The following is a 22649-nucleotide window of genomic DNA, read 5'->3' as shown; positions in this document are numbered from 1 at the left end:
CTTCCGGAGTACACGGCCGGGAAGAGGGAGCCCAATGGCATTGTCTGAAAACAGAGTTGGACTCCCCCGCCACCGCTGCATGTGTCAATCGTGTGTCACATGGCACAGGATCTCGTCGGCCAGGCGCGCATCGAGCGTCGAGGGCAGGGTGTGCCCCATGCCCTCGATCAGCACCAGGCGGGCGCCGGGTATCACGGCGGCGGTGGCCTCGGCGTGGGCGGGCGGGAACATGGGGTCTTCCGTGCCGTGCAGGACCAGCGTCGGCGCCGTCACCGAGGCCAGGTCCGCAGTCGAGCGGCCCGTGCCGGATGCTCCGGCGAACGTGTGGTTCAGCGCGGCCCCGAGGTCGCGGGCCCGCTGGTACACCCGCCTCTCCATCGCCAGGTACTCGTCCCGTGGGAACGGCAGCACTGGCCCATGCAGCACCTTCCACAGCGGCAGCCGGGCGGCGAGGTAGTCCTCGATGCCGCTGCCCGGCTGCGGGAAGGCCGAGGCGAGCGCGGCGAGCAGTTCAGGGGCGGGCGGCGGGAGTTCGTCCCGCAGCGGCGCCTCCCCCGCCATGACCCGCTGCACGGCCGCAGCCGTGTCGGTGCCCAGCGGCTGCGACGACAGGCTCGTGAGGGTCTGTACGCGGTGGGGGTGTGTGACGGCAAGGAGCTGGGCGATGATCCCGCCCAGGGAAGCGCCCACGAGGTGCGCCCGGTCTACACCGAAGGCGTCGAGGACGGCCAGCGCGTCCGAGGCCATGTCGGCAACTGTGTATGGCCGGGCGGCAAAGTCGACGGTGGAGGAGCGTCCGGTATCGCGGTGGTCGTAGCGGACGACGCGCAGGCCGCCGTCGACCAGCCGTCGAACGAAGCCGGCGTTCCACTGGATCCCCTGCGCCTGTGCTCCCATCACGAGGAGCACCGTCGGGTGGGCCGGGTCGCCGATCTCCTGTGCCCACAGCTCCAAGCCGTCCGTGTGCACCATCTGTTCGCGTTGCGGCGTCTGCGTGAGTTCATTTTCCTGCATGGTCGTTCAATATAATGGTCTGGTGCGGTGCGCGCATCTGCTTTGCGGCGGGTGCCCCGTTGGACTCCCGGCCGCATCCCGGGCACCCTGATCCCCATGGCTGGGGTCAAGGGACAGGTGCAGAAGCGGGGCGTGGAGCGGCGCAGGGCCATGGTCGACGCAGCGATCGAACTGTTCGCCCGCCACGGCGTGCGGGGCACCGGCGTGGCGGCCGTCGCCGAGCGGGCAGGGACCACTCCGTCCGCGGTCATCCACCACTTCGGCAGCAAGGACGGACTCGTCCAGGCCGTCCTGCAGGAGGCCGACCGGCGGGCGCTGGAGCGGCTGTCCGTGCCCGTGAACGCGGAACCGACTCTGGAGCAGGCCCTCGACTGGCTTGTACGGGACGCTGAACACACGGCTGTCGCCGAACGGGATCTGGCCGCGCTCCACACGACCCTCACCGCGGAGAACCTGGGGCCGGGCTCGGCGCTGCACACGTGGTTCCTCAACCGCGGCCGGGCACTTCGGACCCACCTGGCCGCGCTGTTCGCGCGAGCCGCGGCCGACGGCTCCGCCCCCGCCGGGGTGGCCCCCGAGGTGCTGGCCGCGGAGGCGGCCGCGTTCCTGGAAGGCGTACACCTGCTGTGGCTGCTGGACCCCGAGCAGATCGACCTGGTCGCCGTGCACCGCAGCTACACCGACGGCCTGATCGCGCGACTGCGGGGCTGAGCCGACTGCTGCGGCGGGCTTTCGTGCGCCGCGCGCTACCGCCGAGCCGGGACGGGAGACGCGTCTCGCCAAGGCGCACCCGCTGCGCCTGACCACACGCTGGAAGATCTCCCCCGGGCTCCTACTCCTTCACCCTCCAGGTCAACGGGCGTCGCTTCCCCGGGGTCGCCTTCACCGTCCTCGGCGCCTGACCCGCGCTCTCGCTCTTCCCGCCCCGATCACCCGTTCCAGCCGTCGCGCGCCGCGGCCCGGTCCGTGCTGTCCGCAACTCCCCGAAGGAGTGATCCGACCTGATCGAACGAGTTTGAGAGGTGACACCCCGGAGCCGGCACGGCCCGACTCCGGCATGCGAACTTGCGTTCTCCGAATGCCCTCCGCTGGGCCGTGACGGGACCGGATCCGCCGCGTTTTTAGAGCATCAGTGCCACACAGACGCCCAGACGGAGGACGCCATGCATCCCACCTTCGGCCCCTTGCAGCAGCCTCCCGGAATCGAACGGCAACCCTGCCCGCTCACGTACCGCGTTGACGGCACACGCATCTCAGCATGTCCGGGTTCGGGGTGGGCGGCATGAGTAAGCCCGTCGATGCATCAGCGGACAGCGTTCCGGGACCGCGCACCACCACCGCGCCGCCCTCCGTCCCCGCCCCCGCGTCCGAGGCGCAGATGCGGTACGTGGACCTGACCGGCAGCCGCGAGGCGGCCGGCCGCTCGATCCGGATGCGCGACATGGCCCGCCGCCTGCCGCAGCTGGTGCGCCGCTCGCTGGCCCTGGCCTGGCGCGTCGACCGGCGGGCGACCGTCGGCCTGCTGCTGTGTCAGCTGGTCACCGGCGTGATGCAGGCCCTGGGCCTGGTCGCCATCGCCGGCACTCTGACCGCCCTGCTACGCGATGGCGACGTCTACCACCGCCTCCTTCAGGCGTGGCCCTCGGTCGCCCTGCTCGCCGGGGCTGCGGGCGTGCGCGCGCTCCTCGGCATCACCGTCAACTGGCTTTCCTCCCGGCTGGGCCCGCTGATGTCCCGCGAGGCCGAGCAGATGCTGCTCACCGGCTGCGCCGAGGTCGAGCTGTGCGCGTACGACGACCCCGACTTCAACCGCGACCGGGAGGCCGCCGACCGCGGCGCCCAGGTCACCGGCGACCTGATCAACGAGGGCCAGGACCTGATCGCCTCGGCCGCCGCCTTCGTCGCCGGGGCCGTGGTGCTGGCCGGCGTGCACTGGGTCCTTCTCCCCCTCCTCGTCGCCGCCAGCCTCCCGCAGGCCCTCGCCCAGGTCAGCGCCGCTCGCGTCCGCTACCTGGCCAACCTCCGCAGCAACGGTGACAACCGGATGCTGTCCGTGCTGCGCTGGCACATCTACACCAAGGACGCCGCCGACCAGATCCGCGCCGGCACCATGGCCGACTTCCTCTCCGGCCGTTACCGAAGCACGGTCGCTCGGATCAACCGTGAGGACCGGGCCGCGGCCGACCAGGGCGCACGGATGTCCCTGGTCGGCGCTCTGTGCGGAGGGCTGGGGTCGGCAGTGGTGTGGGCGGCGGTCGTGTGGCTGCTGGCGACCGGTCGGATCACCGTCGGACATGCCGGCACGGCCGTCTTCGCCCTGCAGACCGTCGGCATGGCGGTCCGCGGGCTGGTGGCAGTCGGCGCCCGCGCGGTGCGGACCGGGCTGTACATGGACGACTGGACCGGATTCCTCGACAAGGCCGGCGGCTTCCGCATGCGCCGCGGCCCGCACCACCCCGCGGCGCCGGAGACGATCGAGGTCAAGGCGGTCACCCATCGCTACGCCGGCAAGGACCGCGACGCCCTGTCCAGCATCTCCCTCACTTTGCGCCGCGGCGAGGTCACCGCACTCGTGGGCTTCAACGGCTCGGGGAAGTCGACGCTGTCGAAGCTGGTCAGCGGCCTCTACCTCCCCACCGACGGGCAGGTGCTGTGGGACGGCGTCCCCACCAGTGACTGTGACCCGCAGGCCCTGTGGCGGCAGGTCGCTCTCGTGCCGCAGGACTACGCACACTGGCCGCTGACCGTGCGCGAGAACGTCACCCAGGGCCAGCCCACCGCGCGGGGCGACGCAGCGGTTCGCGAGGCGTGCGAGGCGGCCGACGCCGACGAGGTCGTCTCCAAGCTCAAAGCCGGCCTGGACACCCTCCTGGCCCGCGAATGGCTCAACGGAGAGGAACTCAGCGGTGGCCAGTGGCAGCGTATCGCCCTGGCCAGGGCGTTCTTCCGCCCAGCCGGTCTGCTGGTACTCGACGAGCCGACAGCCAATCTCGACCCCCGCGCCGAATTCCGCATCTTCCAGCGGCTCCGGACCCTCGCCCGGGAGCGGGCGGTACTGCTGGTGACCCACCGCATCACCAACGTGGCCATCGCCGACCGCATCGTCGTCCTCGACGACGGCAAGATCGTCCAGGAGGGCACCTACGTCCAGCTTTCCCAACAACCGGGCCTCTTCCAGCAGTTGCTGTCCTACCAGGTCACGTCCGATTCAGACGGCGACAAGCACGAGACCCCCACGTGAGCCGCCCCGGCACCACAATCACGCGCCCCGCCAAAGGCGGACGCTTCCACCGCCGCGTACCACCCCGCCCCTCTCCCGCCGTCCCGAGGTGATGACGTGCCGCTCACCCGCTCCCTCACCCGCAGAACCGCCGAGGCGTACCTGACCCACCATCCACACGAACGGGACTCCCCCGCCGGGCTGCTCTCCCTCCTGGACTGCGCCTACGGCCCGGCCGACCAGGCCCCGGCCGAGGAGGCGCATCAGGTCATCGACGCGACTCTCGACTCGGTGAGCGGGATCGCCTATGACTCCGCCCACGGTGACCCCGAGCTGGTCGAGCGCGGCCGGCGGACGCCGGCCCGGCTGCGCGCCGAGCACCATGACTTCCTCCCACCGACAGGAGAAGCCCGGTGAACCCTGACATCGCGCCCAGCGCCGCGGCCAAGCCGCAGGACGCCGCCGGGCGAGTGCCGGTGCGCGCGGCCACCTCCGCTGACGCTGAGGGCATCATCCGGATGCGCTCCGAGCATGTCCTGTCCCAGCCTTTGAGCGAGCAGTGGATCGGGCGGTGCACGGACGAGTTGGCACCGCGGCTGAGTCCGGCCGGTGACGCGCGGGCCTTCATCGTCGACGCCCCGGACGGCACGATGGCCGCCTGCGCCCTCGGCCTGATCCACCCCGTACTCCAGGCACCGGCCCACCCCCGGGGCCTGGTCGCACGCGTGCACGTCGTCGCCACCCACCCCGGCTTCCGACGCCGCGGCTACGCCCGCGCGGTGGTCACCGCTCTGCTCGATCACCTCGGCGACGTCGAGGGCATCACCCTGTTCGAGGTCCACGCTGGCGTGGAAGCCCAGCCGCTCTACCGGGAGCTGGGTTTCACGGGCAGTCCGGCGCTGATGCGGATGACGCGCTTCGAACCGGCAGCCACGGCGGGCACCCCGAACAGCCGCCCGGACTGGCTGTCACCGGAGCAGTACGCCGAGACGGTCCCGAAGGCGACCGCGTTCGCGTGCGTCTACTTCACCGATGAGGACGACCGTCCGCTCCAGCTGCACTCCGTCTACTCCCCCGCCCACCCGTGGCAGCTGGCCGGTGGAACGATGGACCACGGTGAGCGGCCCTTCGAGACGGCCGTGCGCGAGTGCCGGGAGGAGACCGGCCTGACCGTGGCCGGCCCGCCCCGCCTGCTGGCCACCGTGTATGGGCTGCCCGGTGCCCAGTGGCCTTACAGCACCATCGGCATGGTGTTCGACGGCGGCCGGCTCACCGCAGGGCAGATCCGTGGCATCACCCTCGACCCGCAGGAGCACGACGACGTACGTGTCCTGCCCCTGGCCGAGTGGAAGGCGTTGATGCCCACCTGCGACTTCGCGCGCCTGAGCGCGGTGGCAGAGGCCCGCCGCACCGGGCAGGCCGCGTACTTCGGCACCTGGGACTGGGAGAGCGAATGAGCAGCATTGTGTTGATGTCCGACCGGCAGGTGGCAGCGATCCCCGCGCAGGACAGCGGCGAAGGCCCCGTCGACGTCCACGCCGACGCTGCCGGAGCGTGAGCGAGCTGCCGACGGGTGTGCGGCCCGTATCAGGGTGCCCCCGCCCGGCTGACCGCCTGACCCACGCCACACCTTCACCGCCCACGAACAAGCAACCACCGCTCGGAGAGGGAGGCCGACGACTTCTCGCGCTCGGCCTCAAGCCGCTGATCGCGCGACGCGGCACCGAACATGGCTCTGGACTCGGCACCCGACCCTGGGCTGTAGAGCGCGCCTTCGCCCAACTGCACTGGTTCCGCCGCCTGCGGATCCGCTGGGAGATCCGCGATGACATCCACGAGGCCATCCTCACCCTGGGATGCGCACTCATCCCTTGGCGATACCTGTCATTGCTGACCCGAGCCCCCACCCTCCCGCAGTAGCCACTCCCTGACCGAAGGAGCACGGTCAAGGAGCTGGCTGACCTGCATGCCTTCTTCGCGTGAGGTCACCCTCGGCAACGGGTTGAAGTCGGCGGGAAGCACGTCCAGCCAGCTCACCACGCGGTCTCCCGCACGCAAAGTGATCAACAATTCGCACCGCAGCTGGCGTGGGACCTCCGGGCGGTGGGCCAGGCTGTTCCACAGGGCCGGCCACAGGTAGTGGGCGCCATCGAGCGCTGCATTCGCCCGCACCCACGCCGGGTCCAGTCGCGAGTTCAGGCTGAGGTCACACGCCCGCTCCTCCAGCCTGAACAACGAGGCCGAATCGGTGACTTTGACCTCGCGAGGCAGTGGCTGATCGAAGGGCATCACCCCATGCTGCCCGACAGCACCCCACGACGAGGAGCCGACCCCAACACGCCATTCCGCTAGGAGTTCCCGGTGGGGGCATGGAGTCCGTGACCACCTTGCGTACTCCGTCAGGCTGCTCCGAGCTCATCCCAGACCTCAGGACTACTTGGGCTCACCGGACCAGACGGCATCACACATGAAAATGATTTTCGTGTACTGTTGGCATCCGCTCGGTGCGGCCACGGGTGACGGCCCTCGCTTCCGTCGAGGTCCCCCTGGTCCACCGGTCGGCGTGTTCCGCGCCGACTAACCGTCCTGGCTGAGAGGAACGCCCCCATGGCCGTGCCCAAGCGCAAGATGTCGCGTAGCAACACCCGTCACCGCCGGGCTCAGTGGAAGGCTGCGACACCGAATCTGGTGCCGGTCACGGTGGACGGCGTGACCTACCGGGTGCCGCAGCACCTCGTACCCGCCTACCGACGCGGTCTGCTGCGCCCGGAGGACTGACGCTGACGATCGCCCCGCCTGGCCGTACTCGCCGCGCCCGGGCATCCGGCGGCTTAGCGAGGACGGCGGTGTCGGTCGCGCAGTCGCCCCGGATCCCACATCTCGGGCCCGGCACCCTGGAGTCGTGAGGGTCGGCCATCTGACCCACCAGGGCCGGCTCCCGCATCCGCTTTGTCTCCTGCTGGAGCGGTCCCCTTCGCCGTCGGCTGTGGTACCTGGGCGTGAGCCCGGCACAGCACCTCATCGATCAGCGGGGCGTCCGCTGCGGCGGGAGCCGCATCGAGCAACTCACGGACCGGCCAGGCACACGCGGACCCTCGACGGGACCGGCGCCCGCCGCTGGGTGCGGTGGGCGCCGGTGTGCTCGCCGGAAGGGCGGAGCCGGTTCAGCAGGGGTTGATGTTGATCTTGAAGTTGGTGGTGTTCCGGATGTTCTCGGCGTTGTCCTGCATGCGCAGGCAGTTGAAGGTCGCCTCACCCACCGCGGGTCCCTGTCCGGGCTCGGGCATCTCGTTCGCCCAGACACCGATGCCGGACTTGGCGTTCCAGGCGTCGCCGCTCCGCTTCGCGCCCGTGATGGAGATGTCGGTGAAGACGGTGTCCTTCACCGGGTTCTCCGGCTGCGAACCGTTGTATTTGGTCTGGAACATGATGCCGCTGTAGGTGGGATCGACGATGTCCACGTGGCTCACCCGGATGCCCTGGAAGACCTTCGAGGCGGAGAAGAGCCAGATGCCGGGGAAGGTCTGGTTGCCCCAGAAGTGGCCGCCGGCCCGGACGATCGAGATGTTCTCGAAGTTCGTCGGGATGGTCCCGAAGCCGTTCATCGGGTAGCCGAAGTCCAGGGAGGAGATCGTGATGCCGGAGTAGACGAGGGTGTCGGCGATGTGGATGTTGCGGAAGGTGTTGTTGTAGCCGCCGTACACCGCGAGGCCCGCGGCCCGCCAGGTGAGCGTGGTCGTGAGGTTCTCGTAGACGTTGTTCTTCATGTCCGCGCCGCCGGCGTCGATCGCCGAGAAGAGGGCGAAGCTGTCGTCGCCGGTGGCGCGGGCCTCGTTGTTGGACACCAGGTTGTCGGTGGAGCCGTTGGTCATGTTGACGCCGTCGGCGAACATGTTGCGGATCCGCGAGTTCTTGATGGTGATCCGGTCGGTGTTGGCGCCCCAGTAGAGGCACACCATGTGCTCGTTCCAGATGTCGTCGATGACGATGTCGGAGACGTTCTGGAAGTCGAAGACCTTTCCCGGACCGTCGATGCGGGTGACGTAGTTGCCGAAGTAGGCGAAGCCCTTGAAGAGCGAGCCGTTCGCCGTGGCTTCGGCGCGGAAACCGATGTCGGTGTTGTCCTGCGTGGCCGGTGCGTGGAACTTCGTGTACCACGGGCCGGCGCCGACGACCTTGACCGCCTTGCCGTAGACCTGGAACTTGCTCGACGTCCCGTAGTCGCCGGGCGGCAGGTAGACGCCCACGAGCTTCCCGGTGGTGTCCATGCGCACCTTGTCGAGGGCGTTCTGCACATCCTGGTGGGTGAAGCCGGCGGGCACCGTGTAGGTGGCCGGGTCCGGGTTCGCGACCGGCGCGACCTGCTCCAGGTTGATGAAGTCGATCGCGTAGTGGGCGGCGGAGTTCGCGGCGTCCTTCTGGAGGCGGATCCTGCTGCCGGCGGGGATGGTCTCGCCGAACATCAGGTTGGCCTCGTCGTAGATGTGGCGCGGCGCACCGGAGCCCGGGTCATTGCCGGGGCCCGCCTCGGCGCCGTACAGCCAGGCGTACACGGAGGTGAGCGGCAGGGCTTTCTTCAGCACTCCGTCGACGTAGACGTTGAGGGTGGTGTGGACGCCGCCGCCGCTGGGGGCGTCGGGGACGGAGAAGCGGGTGACGAGGGTGTTGGTGGCCGCGCGGGTGGTGAACTCGACGTACTCGCCGGTCGCGTCCAGGGTCACCGCCTTGCGGCCGGACGCTTCACCGGCGATGTCGCCGACGGTCCGGTTGGGGCCGACGACGCTCGCCCCGCCGCCTGCGGCTCCGTCCTCCGCCTCATACATGGTGTACGGCATGTTCGCGCCGCGTCCGACGAACAGCGGCTGCGTCTGCGTGTTGTTCTCGCGCTTGACCGGCGGTTCGTCGGCGTCAGCCGCAAGGACCGTCTTGACGGTGTAGGAGCCGTTGGCGGCCGTCCACGTGCCGAGTCTCACGTCCGCCGACGCTCCGGGAGCCAGCACGCCGCTCTGTACGCCCGTCAGCTTCTTGACCACGTCACCCTGCGGGTTGATGAGCTCCAGTGTGACCGCGCGGTCACCGGCGGCGGTCGGTTCCGTGCCTTGGTTCTTCACCGCGACCTTGAAGGTGACGGTGTCGCCGGCGGTCGGGCTCGACGGCGTGGTCGTCACGGATGTGGCGACGAGGTCCGAGCCGGCGACCGGCTTGACCACGAGCGGGGTGGGCCGGGTGTAGGTGTTGTTGGTCTCGTTCTGTTCCAGGACTCCGTTCGTCTCGTCCGCGACCGCGCTCAGCTCGTAGGAGCCGGAAGCGCGTATGCCGAGGGGGACGGGGACGGTCGCCTGCTCGCCGGCGGCGAGGGCCGGGACCTGTCCGGTCGCGACCTTGGTGCCGCCGAGGCGGACGGCGACCTTGCTGGCCGCGGCGGACGCGGTGCCGTCGTTGCGGACGACGGTGGAGACGATGATCTCGTCGTCCTCCTCGGGCGCGGTGGGCGTCGTGGAAAGGCCGGTGACGGTGAGGTCCGGGTTGGGCGCGGGGACGCCGACGGCCTGGAACTCGGCGATCTGGCCGCCGGGAGCGCCGGTGTTGGCGGTGAACTTGAGCTGGACGTCGGCCAGCCGCGCGGTGAGCGGGAGGGTGACGGTGTTGCCGCTTGCGGGGTCGAAGGAGTAAGCCTTGGCCGCGGTCTTGCTGGTGAAGCCGGTGGCGCTCTGCTCGCGGCCGAGGACTTCGATGGTCTGGTTGCGGGCCTGCCAGGCCTGGGCCGGGTTGAGCTTCAGCACGAGTTTGTCGAGGTCGGCGTTGGCACCGAGCTTGACGGTGAGGGTCTGGGGGTAGGCGCCGCCCCCGCCCTCCCAGTAGGTGGCGGTGTCGTTGTCGTTGGCGTTGGCCGCGGTGAAGGTGCCCGTGGTCGAGGAGGCCTCGATGGCCTTGCCGACGGCGAGGTTGGAGCCGTTCCCGCCGGTTCCGTCGCGGGTGACGCTGCGGGAGGCGACGGAGGTGTTGCCCGCCGCGTCCTTGGCCACCACGTGGTAGGTGACGGTGGCGCTCGCCGGCTGGGTGTCGGTGTAGGTGGTGACGTCGCCCGCGACGCTGCCGCGCAGGACGTTGTTCGCGTAGACGTCGTACCCCGTGACGCCCCTGTCGTCGGTGGCGGCGGTCCAGGTGAGCCTCACCTGGCCGCTCGCGGGCTGGGTGAGGCCGAGGTTCGAGGGGGCGGTGGGGGCCTGGGTGTCACCGCCGTCGCCGATGCGGGTGACGGTGTTGCTGTCCCCGGACTGGTTGCCGGCCGCGTCCTTCGCCCGCACCCGGTACGAGACGGTCTGGCCGGCCGGCCGGTTGTCGGTGAAGCTCGTGACGTCGCCCGCGACGGAGGTCAGCAGGACGTTGTTCGCGTAGATGTCGTAGCCGGACACGCCGACGTTGTCGGTCGAGGCCTTCCAGGTGAGCTTGATCTGTCCGGTGGCGGGCTGGGTGTAGGCCAGGTTCGTGGGGGTGGTCGGGGCCTGGGTGTCGCCGGTGGTGGGGCCGTAGATCTCCAGCTCGGATATCTGCGCGGCAGGCTGGACGGTGTTCGCGGTCACCAGGACGCGCACGTGGCGAGTGGTGGTGGAGTCCAGGGTGATCGTTGCGGTGTTGTCGTTGCCCGCGTCGAAGGTGTAGGTCTGGGAGGCCGACAGGTCGGTGAAGTCGGTGCCGTTGGTGCTGCCCTGGATCTTCAGTGTCTGGCTGCGGGCGCCCCAGCCGGCCGGCAGCTTCAGGACGACCCGGTTCACGGCCACGGAGCTGCCGAGGTCGGCCTGCAGCCACTGCGGCAGGTTGTTGTTGCCGCTCTCCCAGTAGCTGGCCCGGTTGCCGTCGTTGGCGTTGGGCGCGGTGTACACCTCGGTGTGGCTGCCGGCGGTGAGGGTCTTGCCTGCGGCGAGGTTCACCGAGGAGCCCTCGGCCGCGTGCACCTCCAGCTCGGAGAGCTGCGCCGCCGGCCAGCCCGTGTTGGCGGTGACGTCGACGCGGACGAACCGGGCCCGGGTCGCCGGGAAGGCGACGGTGACCGTGTTGGCCGACCCGGGGCTGAAGGTATACGTGGCGGAACTCTTCAGGGTGGTGAAGCTGGTGCCGTCGGCGCTGCCCTGGAGGGACAGGGTCTGGTTCCGGGCCTCCCAGCCGGCAGGCAGCTTCAGCACCACCTCGTCGACACGGGTGGCGGTCCCGAGGTCGGCTTGCACCCACTGGGGCAGGGACGTGCCGGCGCTCTCCCAGTACGAGCCCTGGTTGCCGTCGGTGATGTTGCCGGCGCCGTAGCCGGACTGCGCGCTGCTGGAGGCGGCGGCGTCGCCCAGCGCGATGTTCGGTCCGCCGACGGCGTGGGCGGCCATCACGGGGGCGCCCAGGGCCAGCAGGGTCGTCGCGATCGCGGCGCTCAGGCACCGGGGCCGCCAGGTCGGGGTTCTCATTCTTCCTCGCTTCTCGGACCCGAGCCCGCCGCCTCGGGGATGGTCGGGAGCGGGCCGGGGTCTCGGCTGCTGTGCTGTGGGGGAAGGTGGGGCGCCTGCCTGTGGTGACGGGCGCCCCGGTCTGCGAGGGCGTCAGCCCCGGTTGAAGGCGAACTGCGTCCCGGGCTGGGAGCAGATGTCCCCCTTGGCCGAGTTCGTGACGGTGACGTTGGTCAGCGTGGCGCTGCCGCGGGCACCGGCCATGGCGAGGATTCCGCAGCCGTTGAGCGACTTGTCGATGCGCACGTTCGTGACCTTGACGTTCGGCATGGCACCGCCGCCGGTCTTGAACTGGATGCCGTCGTACGTCGACTCGTGGATGTCGGTGTCCCGGATGGTGACGCCCGGGATGTCGGGACCCTGGGCGAAGAGGGTGATCGCGCCGAACTCCTGGTCCTCGTTCCAGAACGCGCCGCCCGTGCGGTACAGGGCGTTGTCGGCGATCAGGGTCTGCCCGGAGAAGGGCAGCGGGTCGTGGTCCGTGGCCAGCATGATCCCCGGGTAGTTCATGGTGTCGGAGATGACGTTGTTCTCGACGGTGTTGCCGTGGCCGCCGTAGACCGCGATGCCGTTGGCCCGCCACGGGAGCTGGATCGTGTTGTTGCGGAAGTGGTTGTCGTGGCCGACGTCGACCGAGGGGTCCTTGACGTACTTGCTGGCCCAGACGGCGAGGGCGTCGTCGCCGGTGTTACGGAAGGACGAGTTGTGGACGGTGGAGTTGCGGGTGCCGTTGGCGAAGTTGATGCCGTCGGCGTAGGTGTTGCGGATCCGCATGCCGGTGAACTCCAGGCCGTCGCCCGGACCCCACAGCTCGGGGATGTTGGAGTAGTCGCGGCCCGCCCAGACGCCGACGTTGGCATGTTCGATCCAGACGTTGCTGACCTTGGTGTTCTTGCCGAAGCGCCCGTTGAGGCCGACGCCGCCCTCGGCGTTGCCGTCGCCGCCACGGATGGTGCCGGAGCCGAAGATGGCGAGGTCGGAGATCTTGGTGTTGTCGTCGATGTCGAAGCCGAAGTTGCCCTCGTGCGGGTGGTTGATCCCGTTCGCCAGGTGCGGCGGGGTGAGCGTGTGGAGCTGGGAGTGCCACATGCCGGCGCCGCGGATGGTGACGTCACGGATGCCGACCTGGTTGTGGTTGCCCCGGTTCAGCGGGTCGTCGGTGAGGATCTTCTGCTCCTGGCGCCACTGCCCGGCCGGGATCCACACGCAGGGGATGTCGCCCTTCTGGTCGGCGGTGACCGCCCGCTGGAGGGCGTCGGTGTCGTCGATGCCGTCGTTGGGCACCGCGCCGTACTCGGTGATCGAGACGCACTGGGCCGGCTTGGGGGCAGCCGGGGCGACCTGCTCCAGGTCGATCAGGTCGACGATGTAGAAGGCGGCGGTGTCACCGGCGTCCCGCTGGAGGCGGAACTTCGTGCCGGCCGGGTAGGACCGGGTCAGCAGGGCGTTGGACTCGTCGAAGAGGCGCCGCGCGTCACCGCCCGGGGTGTTGGTGAGCCCTTCCGGCTGGTCGGTGTTGCCGTAGAGCCAGCTGTGCTTGGAGGAGAGCGTGAGCTTCCGCACGAACTGCCCGTCCGCGTAGAGGCTCAGCGTGGCCTCTCGGCCGCCACCTCCCGGGGCGTCCGGTATCGAGTTCCGCACGACGATCGAGTTCGATGCGTTGGTGGAGGTGAACTCCACGTAGTCGCCGGTGGAGTTGAGGCGTACCGACTCGCGCCCTGAGGACTCGGTGGCGAAGTTGGTGTGGCCGAACGGGCGGGTGGAGTCGGTGTACAGGAGCGTGCCGCGGTAGGTGGCGTCCTCGGCCTCGTACTCCGTGTACGGCACGGCGGCGCCGCGCCCCACGACGAGGGACCGGCCGAAGACGTTGTTGTTCTCGTTCGTCTCCGGGACGGCGCCGGTGGCGTCGGCTGTCGCGGTCAGCGTGACGCCGCCGTCGGTGGCCGTCCAGGTCCCGGCCGGCGCGACGTGGGCGGTGTCCCCGGCGGCGATGGCCGGGGTCGTGCCGTTCAGGGTGGTGGAGCCGACCGTGAGCCGTGTGACGCTGCCGGCCGGCACGGCGGACGTGCCGCGGTTCTTGACCGCGACCGTGAAGGAGACGGGCGCGCCGACCGCCGGAGCGCCCGGGTTGGAGGTGATCCCGGTGACTGTCAGGTCCGGGCCGGGGGTCTGTGTGACGTTCAGTTTGTTCGTCGCGGTCCGGCTGTTGTTCCCGTTGTCGAGCTCGGGCACCGTGTCGGTCGGGTCGACGGCGGCCGAGACGGTGTAGGAACCCTCCGGACGCTTCCCGAGAGGCACTGAGAGGGCTGCCGACTGGCCGATGGCCAGCGCGGGGACCGGGGCGGAACCTGCCACCGAGCCTTCCACGCTGACGTCGACCGTTGCCGCAGGGGCGGCAGCGGTGCCGGCGTTGCGGACGGTGACCTTGGCGGTCACGTCGTCGGCCTCGGACGGGGTGGCCGGTTCCCAGAGGAGGTCGTTGACGACGAAGTCCGGCGCGGGCGCGGATCTGCCGATCACCTGGATCTCCGCCACCTGGACGCCGGGAGCGCCGTTGTTGGAGAAGCCGGTCAGCCGCAGGTCGGAAGCGCGGCCGGTCACCGGGATGGTGACCGTGTTCTGGCGCGATGCGGGGCTGAAGGCGTAGTCGGCGCGCGCCTTCAGGGTGGTAAAGCCGGTGGCGTCGGAGGCTCGGCCGAGGACTTCCAGGGACTGGGTGCGCGGGCCCCAGGCGGGGTCCGGGTTGAGTTTGACGACCACGGCCTCGATGTCGGCGTCCGCGCCGAGCCTGACGGTCAGTGAGCTGGGGAAGCCGGCCGACTCCCAGTAGGTGGACGTGCTGTCGTCGTTGGCGTTGCCGGCCGTGTAGTTCTGGGTCGTGGAGGTGGCCTCGATGGGCTTGTCGCGGGCCAGGTTTGTGCCGGTGACCGGGTCCTCGCCGTCGGGGTCGCCGTAGACCTCCAGTTCGGAGAGCTGGGCGGCGTTCCAGGCGGTGTTGGACGCCACCTGGACGCGGACGAACCGGGCGGTGGCCGGCGGCAGGTCGATGGTCACCGTGTTGGCGGCGGAGGGGTTGAACGCGCGCGCCTGGGCGGCGCTGATGGTGTCGAACGTGGTGCCGTCGGTGCTGCCGAGGACGGCGAGGGACTGGTTGCGCGCCTCCCAGCCGGTGGGCAGCTTGAGCGCGAGGCGGTCGAGGTCGACCTGAGTGCCCAGGTCGACCTGCACCCATTGCGGGAACGAGCCCAACGGCCCTTCCCAGTAGGACTGCTGGCTTCCGTCGGTGACGTGGGAGGCCGGATGGCCTCCGTGGGCGCCACCGGCCGTAGCAGCCCGGCCGAGCGCGAGGTTGGTGTCTGCCGCGGCCTGCGCGGGGACGGGGAGCAGTCCCAGGGAGATCAGGCCCGCTGTCAGCAGCCCGACCCCCAAGCGCCTGCTCGGATGTGTGCCTCTCATGGTGACCTCTCCGCGATGCGGTCAGCGCTCGTGATCTGCCTTCGCCCGGGTCGGTCCTTGCCGCGTGACGCGCAAGAGACCGGGGGAGTTCGCAGGCTCACGCGCTGGGGGACCTGGCATGACTCCGACAAAGATCGAATAGCGACCAGCCGATTAATTGAGTAACTCTGTTGCACATTTGCGTCGCTAGCCCGCCAGGTTTCTAGTCAGTGGGGCCTTTGTCAACAGTTCTCGTCGCCTGACGAACATCCGACGTCGCGCAGGCACGCCGACGGCACCGGTATCGCGCCGCTCAGTGCGGGATACCGGTGCCGTCAGGGACTTAGTGTTCGGTTATCGGGCGCAGGGCCGAGTCGGGTGGAGAACTGGGACAGGAAGCGCCCGGAGTTCAGCGCGCCGAGGGAGGAGCCGTCGACCCTCTGACGACGAGCTCCGGCTCGAAGAGCAGCTCCCCCAGGTGGTGCTGGGTGCCCTGGATCTGGGCGATCAACAGGTCCACCGCGGCGCGCCCCATCGCTTCGATGGGCTGGCGCACTGTCGACAACGGCGGCTCGGTGACGGTCATGAAGGCGGAGTCGTCGAAGCCGACGACCGAGACGTCCGCCGGCACTGAGAGGCCACGCCGCCGGGCGGCCCTGATCGCACCCAGCGCCAACGGGTCGCTACCGCAGACGATGCCGGTGACGCCACGGCCGAGAAGGCGCGCCGCGGCGGCCCGTCCGCCCTCCAGGGAGAAGACGGACCGCTCGACACAGGCGTCGTCCCACTCCATGCCCGCGGCCGCGGCCGCAGCGCGTGCCGCCTCCAGTTTGCGACGAGAGGGCACGTGATCCTCGGGCCCGAGGACGAGCCCGATGCTCTCGTGGCCGAGGGACGCGAGATGACGCCACGCCTGCTCGATCGCGACGGCGTCGTCACATGCGACGCAGGGAAAGTCGAGCCCTTCGATCGACGCGTTGACGAGGACGACCGGGATGTTGCGCTCCGCCAGCTGGTAGTAGTGCTCGTGCGGAGCGTCGGCCTGCGCGAAGAGACCGCCCGCGAAGACCACCCCAGAGACCTGCTGCTGGAGCAGCAGCTCGACGTAGTCGGCCTCGGAGACGCCGCCCTTGGTCTGGGTGCAGAGGACCGGGGTCAGCCCCTGCTGGGCGAGCGCTCCGCCGATGACCTCGGCGAAGGCCGGGAAGATCGGGTTCTGGAGCTCCGGGAGGACGAGGCCGACGAGTCTGGCCCGCTCCCCGCGCAGTTGCGTCGGCCGCTCGTAGCCGAGCACGTCGAGCGCCGTCAGCACGGACTGCCGGGTCGACTCCGAGACCCCGGGCTTCCCGTTGAGGACACGGCTCACCGTCGCCTCGCTGACCCCCACCTTCTTCGCCACTTGAGCAAGTCGTCGCGTCATGAGCGCAACTCTAACGCAAGTTATGCAAGAAGATTGCGTCCTTTGGTGGTCCACGGCAAGCCCGATTGCGCGTCGGACGCCTCATCCGCCGCAAGCGAGAGGCCGCACATGACCGCCCCGCGGTCGGCGGGGACGGTTCGCCCGACGGACGGCGGACCACCGCCGTGGTCGTCCGACGCTATGGGCCGTGACCCGCACACGGGCAACCGGGGTGTCACCCGTGCGACCACGGCGGGGATCGTGGCCGAGCGGGTCGGGGGTGAGCAGGCCGGCTGGGGGCTGCCCACAAGGAGCCTCCTTCGCTCGGCTCGGATTGCGCCGTGGTTTTCGTGCAGTGCTCAGGCGCGCAGCCAGGCTGCGGTGTCCGCGGGGAGGGTGCCGGCGGGGTCCAGAGGGCCGCTGGCGAGGAGCCGCGCCCGGTGGGCGGGGAGTTCGACGGGGGCGTCGGAGAGGTTGACGACGCAGATCAGGCCGTGGCCCCGGGTGAAGGCGAGAACGCCGTCCGGGGCCGGGAGCCAGGTCAGCGTGCCGTCGCCGAAGCCGGGTTCGGCCCGGCGCAGGGCGAGGGCGGTGCGGTAGAGGGTGAGCATGGAGTCGGGGTCGGTGTTCTGCCGGTCGACCGCGTAGCGGCCCCAGTCGGTGGGCTGCGGGAGCCATGTCCGGGTGCCGGGCGGGGTGCCGAAGCCGTACGAGGGTGCCTCGGCCTCCCAGGGCAGCGGGGCCCTGCAGCCGTCGCGACCGGGATCGGTGCCGCCGGAGCGGAAGTGCATGGGGTCCTGGATGCGGTCGCGGGGGATGTCGGCCTCGGGCAGGCCCAGTTCCTCGCCCTGGTAGAGGTAGACGGAGCCGGGCAGGGCGAGGGTGAGCAGGGCGGCGGCCCGCGCCCGGCGGGTGCCGAGCTCCAGGTCGGTGGGGGTGCCGAAGCGCTTCGTGGCGAAGTCGAAGGCGGTGTCGGCGCGCCCGTAACGGGTGGCGGTGCGGGTGACGTCGTGGTTGCAGAGCACCCAGGTGGCGGGGGCGTGGACGGGGGCGTGTTCGGCCAGGGTGGAGTCGATGGTGGCGCGGAGCCGGTCCGGCTCCCAGGGGCAGGCGAGGAAGTTGAAGTTGAAGGCGGTGTGCAGTTCGTCGGGGCGCAGGTAGCGGGCGAAGCGCTCGGCGTCGGGGAGCCAGACCTCGCCGACGAAGACACCGCCGTACTCGTCGGCTATCGCCCGCCAGGAGCGGTAGATGTCGTGGATCTCGTCGAGGTCGATGTAGGGGTGGGGGTCGACGCCCTCGGTGAAGTCGCGCAGCTCCGGGTCCTTGGTCAGCAGGGCCGCGGAGTCGATCCGGACGCCGGCGACACCCCGTTCGAACCAGAAGCGGAGGACGTCCTCGTGTTCGCGGCGGACGTCGGGGTGGGACCAGTTGAGGTCGGGCTGCTCGGGCGTGAACAGATGGAGGTACCACTCACCGTCGGGCACGCGGGTCCAGGTGGAGCCGGAGAACTGCGACGGCCAGTCGTTGGGCGGGAGTTCGCCGTCCTCGCCGCGCCCGGGCCGGAAGTGGAAGCGGTCGCGTTCCGGGCTGCCGGGGCCGGCGGCGAGCGCCTCCTGGAACCAGCGGTGCTGGTCGGAGACGTGGTTGGGGACGATGTCGACGATGACCCGCAGGCCGAGTCCGGCGGCCTCCGCGATCAGCTTCTCGGCCTCGTCGAGGGTGCCGAAGGCGGGGTCGATGGAGCGGTAGTCGGCGACGTCGTAGCCGCCGTCGACCAACGGGGACGCGTACCAGGGGGTGAACCAGACGGCGTCGACGCCGAGCGCGTCGAGGTGGGGCAGTCTCGCCCGGACGCCCGCGAGGTCACCGGTGCCGTCGCCGTCGCCGTCGGCGAAACTGCGCGGATACACCTGGTAGATGACGGCATCGCGCCACCAGTCGGCGGTGCGGGACGAGGTGGGGGCTGCCACGGAACGGTCCTTTCGGGCAGGGAGGCAGGAAGGGGTTCTCCGCCGTCGTCCCGGAATGCGGGACGGGATGGGCCCGGGACGACGGCGAAGGGCGCGAGGGGCGGGCGCGGGAGCGGCGTCAGCCCTTGAGGCTGCCGGCGGTCAGGCCGCCCATGATGTTGCGCTGGAAGATCAGGAAGACGATCAGTGTGGGAAGGGAGGCGATGGTGAGCGCTGCGATGAGGACGTTCACCGGCACCCCGTTGGAGAGCGAGTAGATGCCCACGTTGAGAGTCTGCTTCGCCGGGTCGGGCAGGGTCAGCATCGGCCAGAGGAAGTCCTTCCAGACGCCGACGACCGCGAAGATCGACACCACTCCGAGGATGGGCCGGGAGATCGGCAGGACGATCGACCAGAGGACCCGCATCGGGCTCGCCCCGTCCATCGACGCGGCGTCGAGGAGTTCCTTGGGGATCGAGTCGAAGAAGCGCTTCAGCAGGAAGATGTTGAAGGCGTTGGTGACGGACGGCAGCCAGATCGCCCACGGGGTGTTGAGCAGGTTCCGCTCGACGATCGGCACATCCAGCACGGTGAGGTACTGGGGGACGACGAGGACGGTCGCCGGGATCATCAGGGTGGCGAGCATCATGCCGAGGATCGCCTTGCCGAGCACCGGCCGCAGCCTGGACAGCGAATACGCCGCCGCGACGTCCAGGATCAGTTGGAAGGCGAGCGCGCCGAAGGCGTAGTAGAAGGTGTTGAACAGCAGCGAGGACAGGTCCATGACCTCCCAGGCACGGCTGTAGTTCTCGGGGGTGAAGCTCTCCGGCACCAGGGTCGGCGGGGTCCTGACGACCTCCTGGGTGTCCTTGAACCCGCTGGAGACAAGCCAGTACAACGGGCCGAGGAACACCACGGTGAAACCGCCGGTGACCAGGGCGAAAGCACTCCAGTAGAGGCGCTTGCCGCGACGCTTGGCGAGCACGGCCGGTGAGATGAGCGTACGTGTGGACATGCGGGTCTCCCGGTCCTACTCTTCCTCGGCGCGGCTGAGCTTGACGTACGCCGCCGAGAAGCCGGCGAGCAGTACGAGCAGGAGCAGGCCGAGGGCCGCCGCGGCACCGTAGTTGTCGAAGTTGAAGGCGTACTGGTAGATGAGGTAGACGACCGTGGTCGTGGACCCCTCCGGCCCGGCGCCGCCGGTGAGCAGGAACGGCTCGACGAAGACCTGCATGGTCGCGATGATCTGCATCAGCAGCATCAGCGAGAGGATCAGGCGGGTCTGCGGGATCGTCACGTGCCAGATCTTGCGGAAGAGCCCGGCGCCGTCGAGCTCGGCCGCCTCGTACAGCTCACCGGGGATGCCCTGGAGCGCGGCGAGGTAGATCAGGGTGGCGCCGCCCATGTTCATCCAGGTGGAGGCGATGACGAGGGCGAACATGGCGATGTCCGCGTCCTGGAGCCACTGCTGTTCGGGCAGGTGGAGGAGGCCGAGCAGCTCGTTCAGGAGGCCGTATCCCGGGTCGTACAGGTACTGGAAGAGGAGGACGGCGGCGACCGGTGGCAGCATCACGGGCAGGTAGACGAGGAGCCGCAGGTATCCCTTGCCGTGCCGGAACTCGTTGATGGTGATCGCCAGGACGAAGGGGACCAGGAAGCCGAGCACCAGGGCGAGCGCGGTGTACCAGAGGGTGTTGCCCCACGCCTGCCAGAAGGCAGGGTCGTTGAAGACGGTGCGGAAGTTGTCCAGGCCGACCCAGACGGACTCACCACTCTCGGTCCTCTGGAAGGCCAGGAGGAACTCCCTGGCCATCGGCCACCAGGAGAACACGGCGAAACAGACGACGGCTCCGATGAGGAACGAGTGGGCCGTTAGGTTGCGCCGCAGGCTCTTGGCGAAGGCGCCGCCGGGGGCGGGGCCCTCCGGGCGAGGAGTGGAGCGGCGGGAGCTCCCCGCCTTGCTCGGGGTCAGGCTGGGGGCCGACATTGCTGCTCCTTGGTACGGGACTGCCGTGTCCGCTGGCGGGTCGGTCGCTCGCGGGCCTCATCGCGCTCGAGGGCTGCGAGGGAGTGCTCTTCTGGGCCGGCTTCGGTGTACGACGTCGCCTCGTCACCTGGGTGAGGGTGCTCGTCCCGGGCGCCGAACCCAGCCGTGCCGCGACCGGTTCGCCCTGGTCGGGGTCGTCGCCGCACGGTGGACCGAGCGGCCCCTGCGGATCGCCGCCGGTACCTTCTCGGTGTCTGCGTGCTCTGCCTGATGGCCCAGGTGTGGAGCGCCGACGGGGGCCCGCGGGGGACAGGTGACGGTGGCGTCCGCCCCACCCGGTTCCGTCACCGGTCGGCCAGGATCTGGTTGACCTGCGTCTCCGCGGTCGACAGGAGCTTGTCGACGTCGGCGTCCTTGTTGGTGAGGAGGCCGGACATGACGTTGTCGAGGATCTTGTAGATCTCCTGGGCCTTCGGCGGCTCGGCCTTGCCCGGGACGGGGTTGTCCATGAAGGCCTTGAAGTTGGCGACCGGCATGGTCGCGTGCTCCACGCGGGCGGCGTCGTCCTTGGTCTTGGACTCGTTCAGCCAGAAGTTGGGCTGCGGGATGCCGACCGGGAGCTTGTCGGCCTTGGTGCGGGCCCAGTCGAACTGGCCCTTGCCGACGGTGAGGTTCTTGAAGTTCAGCCAGGCGACGGCCGCCTTGACCTTGTCGGACGAGATGCCCTTCTTGATCATGTAGCTGTTGCCGCCGGCGAGGGTGTTCTTGCCGCCGGGGATCGGGCCCATGCCGAAGTTCTCGTACTTGGCGCCGAGTTGCTGGACCATGTAGGCGATGTCGTCGGGTGCGGCGAGGAACATGCCGAGCTTGTCGGTGGCGATCTGCTTCTGGAGGTCGCCCCACTTGAGCAGCTGGGTCTTGCCCATGCTGTCGTCCTCCCAGCGCATGTTCTGGAGGTTCTTCGCGACCTGCTTGCCCAAGTCGTCGTTGAAGGCCGCCTTGGTGCCACTCGCGTCGACGATGTCACCGCCGAGGCTGTACAGCTGGGCGGTGAAGTGCCAGCCGCCGGTGTTGCCCGCGCTGTACTCGCCGAAACCGGAGATCCCGTCACCGAGGCCGGCGATCTTCTTGGCTGCCGCTCGGACCTCGTCCCAGGTGCGCGGCGGCGCGTCGGGGTTCAGGCCGGCGTCCTTGAAAAGCTTGCGGTTGACCAGCAGGCCCATCGTGTAGTTGCTGGTGGGCAGCCCATACAGTTTGCCGTCCTGTTTGAGGGAGCCGAGGACGTTCGGGTCGATGTCCTTCAGCGCCGGGACCGTCTTGTCGTTGACGTACGCGGAGATGTCCTCGGCGCCGTCCTCGGACAGGACCTGCGGCAGGTCGGTGAAGTAGGTGTAGAAGAGGTCCGGCTGGGACTTGGCCTTGAGCATGGCGGTGAATCGCGGCGGCTCCAGACACTGACCGGGGGTCGACCGGCCCTCGATCGTGACGTTCGGGTACGTCTTGTTGAACTCGGCGACGTCCTCCTTCCACTCCTTCAGCTCGGCCGCCTTCGCCGTCGGCGGCATGCAGTCGATCGTGATCGTGACCTTGGTCTTCGGATCGAGCGGAGCGGAGGCGTCGGTCGAACCGGTCGGTTGCGAAGTACCGTCGCCGTCGTCGTCGCTGCTGCTCGTGCCGCAGGCGGCGAGCGCGGTGAGCGTCATCGCGGAGACGAGGGCGACCGCGCTGACGCGGCGGGTACGGCGGAGCCTGGCACTTCTCATCGAGTGGTCCCCTTCGGGCAAGAACGCGGAGGTCGCCCCACCGAGGTCGGCGACTGCTGTGTGGGGCGCGGCACACTCAACCATCACTAACAAGGGAGCGCAAGATATCGCGCTCTCTTTGTAATTGCTCGACAACCACCCCATCGCCCTCGACCCCGGCTGCCCGCCTGCCGCATCAACTCCCGCCCGGCCAGCCCGAGCACGTCACCGGACGAGCCATGTGAGCGCACCCCGGCCGACTGACCTCCCCCATCACTCCGACCGCCTGCACCTCACATGCCGTACGTCCCTTGCAACATCTCTTTGCCTTTTTCCATGAGGTCGCTACCTTGGCCAACCGACCCGTCCTTCGCCGGCAAAGGACGATCGCAGTCGCCGTGCACCTCCTG

General features: G+C 69.6%; 14 protein-coding genes and 1 pseudogene. 6 read left to right on the top strand and 9 right to left on the bottom strand.

Annotated features, from left to right (window positions below):
- Positions 1 to 84 precede the first annotated feature (84 nt).
- The gene (locus IE118_RS28170; RefSeq protein ID WP_189560884.1) at positions 85 to 1014 is read right to left on the bottom strand and encodes an alpha/beta fold hydrolase; all 930 of its coding nucleotides are present in this window, start codon (positions 1012 to 1014) and stop codon (positions 85 to 87) included.
- Positions 1015 to 1110: 96 nt separating this feature from the next.
- Here IE118_RS28170 and IE118_RS28165 point away from each other — a divergent pair, with 96 nt between their 5' ends.
- From IE118_RS28165 to IE118_RS34185, 5 genes and pseudogenes are all read left to right on the top strand, one after another.
- On the top strand, positions 1111 to 1725 hold the full coding sequence (locus IE118_RS28165) for a TetR/AcrR family transcriptional regulator (RefSeq protein WP_189560883.1): 615 nt from the start codon (positions 1111 to 1113) through the stop codon (positions 1723 to 1725).
- A gap of 667 nt (positions 1726 to 2392) precedes the next feature.
- Positions 2393 to 4255: an ABC transporter ATP-binding protein gene (locus IE118_RS28160; RefSeq protein ID WP_189560922.1), complete on the top strand. Its 1863-nt coding sequence runs from the start codon at positions 2393 to 2395 to the stop codon at positions 4253 to 4255.
- A gap of 96 nt (positions 4256 to 4351) precedes the next feature.
- Positions 4352 to 4651 carry a hypothetical protein gene (locus IE118_RS34645; RefSeq protein ID WP_308431850.1) on the top strand — a complete coding sequence of 100 codons (300 nt, stop codon included), beginning with the start codon at positions 4352 to 4354 and terminating at the stop codon, positions 4649 to 4651.
- Positions 4648 to 5691, top strand: coding sequence for a bifunctional GNAT family N-acetyltransferase/NUDIX hydrolase (locus tag IE118_RS28150; RefSeq protein ID WP_229846965.1), 1044 nt, complete (start codon positions 4648 to 4650; stop codon positions 5689 to 5691). Before IE118_RS34645 ends, IE118_RS28150 begins: the two co-directional genes overlap by 4 nt.
- Before the next feature lie 217 nt (positions 5692 to 5908).
- Positions 5909 to 6154 (top strand): annotated as a pseudogene (locus IE118_RS34185) (hypothetical protein); the annotation flags it as partial.
- On the opposite strand, the gene IE118_RS28140 reads toward IE118_RS34185, so the two are convergent.
- Entirely contained in the window at positions 6119 to 6523 is a 405-nt protein-coding gene (locus IE118_RS28140; protein WP_189560881.1) for a hypothetical protein, read from the bottom strand. The pseudogene IE118_RS34185 and the gene IE118_RS28140 overlap by 36 nt on opposite strands.
- A gap of 318 nt (positions 6524 to 6841) precedes the next feature.
- On the opposite strand from IE118_RS28140, the gene rpmF reads away from it, so the two are divergent.
- Positions 6842 to 7012 carry a 50S ribosomal protein L32 gene (gene rpmF, locus IE118_RS28135; protein WP_189560880.1) on the top strand — a complete coding sequence of 57 codons (171 nt, stop codon included), beginning with the start codon at positions 6842 to 6844 and terminating at the stop codon, positions 7010 to 7012.
- 386 nt (positions 7013 to 7398) lie between these two features.
- On the opposite strand, the gene IE118_RS28130 is transcribed toward rpmF, so the two are convergent.
- The 7 genes from IE118_RS28130 to IE118_RS28100 all read right to left on the bottom strand — a co-directional run bounded on the left by IE118_RS28130 (position 7399) and on the right by IE118_RS28100 (position 22260).
- Entirely contained in the window at positions 7399 to 11688 is a 4290-nt protein-coding gene (locus IE118_RS28130) for a discoidin domain-containing protein (RefSeq protein ID WP_189560879.1), read from the bottom strand.
- Positions 11689 to 11820: 132 nt separating this feature from the next.
- Positions 11821 to 15183, bottom strand: a complete 3363-nt coding sequence (locus tag IE118_RS28125) for a CARDB domain-containing protein (protein WP_189560878.1) — start codon at positions 15181 to 15183, stop codon at positions 11821 to 11823.
- Positions 15184 to 15571: 388 nt separating this feature from the next.
- Positions 15572 to 16582, bottom strand: coding sequence for a LacI family DNA-binding transcriptional regulator (locus IE118_RS28120; RefSeq protein WP_189560877.1), 1011 nt, complete (start codon positions 16580 to 16582; stop codon positions 15572 to 15574).
- Between the two features lie 338 nt (positions 16583 to 16920).
- A complete protein-coding gene (locus IE118_RS28115) occupies positions 16921 to 18531 on the bottom strand; it encodes a glycoside hydrolase family 13 protein (protein ID WP_189560876.1) in 1611 nt (536 codons plus the stop codon).
- Positions 18532 to 18649: 118 nt separating this feature from the next.
- The gene (locus IE118_RS28110) at positions 18650 to 19525 is read right to left on the bottom strand and encodes a carbohydrate ABC transporter permease (RefSeq protein ID WP_189560875.1); all 876 of its coding nucleotides are present in this window, start codon (positions 19523 to 19525) and stop codon (positions 18650 to 18652) included.
- 15 nt (positions 19526 to 19540) lie between these two features.
- Entirely contained in the window at positions 19541 to 20497 is a 957-nt protein-coding gene (locus tag IE118_RS28105; RefSeq protein WP_189560874.1) for a carbohydrate ABC transporter permease, read from the bottom strand.
- 344 nt (positions 20498 to 20841) lie between these two features.
- Positions 20842 to 22260: an ABC transporter substrate-binding protein gene (locus IE118_RS28100; RefSeq protein ID WP_189560873.1), complete on the bottom strand. Its 1419-nt coding sequence runs from the start codon at positions 22258 to 22260 to the stop codon at positions 20842 to 20844.
- Between the last annotated feature and the right edge of the window lie 389 nt (positions 22261 to 22649).

The sequence above is a fragment of the Streptomyces pilosus genome (assembly GCF_014649835.1).
Lineage (GTDB): Bacteria > Actinomycetota > Actinomycetes > Streptomycetales > Streptomycetaceae > Streptomyces > Streptomyces pilosus.
This window is presented reverse-complemented; position numbering and strand designations above follow the sequence as displayed.

What these genes read in the sequence shown, in the direction of transcription:
- IE118_RS28170 (WP_189560884.1), bottom strand. Translation starts at nt 1,014, where the DNA reads ATGCAGGAAAATGAACTCACGCAGACGCCGCAACGCGAACAGATGGTG.
- IE118_RS28165 (WP_189560883.1), top strand. Translation starts at nt 1,111, where the DNA reads ATGGCTGGGGTCAAGGGACAGGTGCAGAAGCGGGGCGTGGAGCGGCGC.
- IE118_RS28160 (WP_189560922.1), top strand. Translation starts at nt 2,393, where the DNA reads ATGCGGTACGTGGACCTGACCGGCAGCCGCGAGGCGGCCGGCCGCTCG.
- IE118_RS28140 (WP_189560881.1), bottom strand. Translation starts at nt 6,523, where the DNA reads ATGCCCTTCGATCAGCCACTGCCTCGCGAGGTCAAAGTCACCGATTCG.
- rpmF (WP_189560880.1), top strand. Translation starts at nt 6,842, where the DNA reads ATGGCCGTGCCCAAGCGCAAGATGTCGCGTAGCAACACCCGTCACCGC.
- IE118_RS28130 (WP_189560879.1), bottom strand. Translation starts at nt 11,688, where the DNA reads ATGAGAACCCCGACCTGGCGGCCCCGGTGCCTGAGCGCCGCGATCGCG.
- IE118_RS28125 (WP_189560878.1), bottom strand. Translation starts at nt 15,183, where the DNA reads ATGAGAGGCACACATCCGAGCAGGCGCTTGGGGGTCGGGCTGCTGACA.
- IE118_RS28120 (WP_189560877.1), bottom strand. Translation starts at nt 16,582, where the DNA reads ATGACGCGACGACTTGCTCAAGTGGCGAAGAAGGTGGGGGTCAGCGAG.
- IE118_RS28110 (WP_189560875.1), bottom strand. Translation starts at nt 19,525, where the DNA reads ATGTCCACACGTACGCTCATCTCACCGGCCGTGCTCGCCAAGCGTCGC.
- IE118_RS28105 (WP_189560874.1), bottom strand. Translation starts at nt 20,497, where the DNA reads ATGTCGGCCCCCAGCCTGACCCCGAGCAAGGCGGGGAGCTCCCGCCGC.
- IE118_RS28100 (WP_189560873.1), bottom strand. Translation starts at nt 22,260, where the DNA reads ATGAGAAGTGCCAGGCTCCGCCGTACCCGCCGCGTCAGCGCGGTCGCC.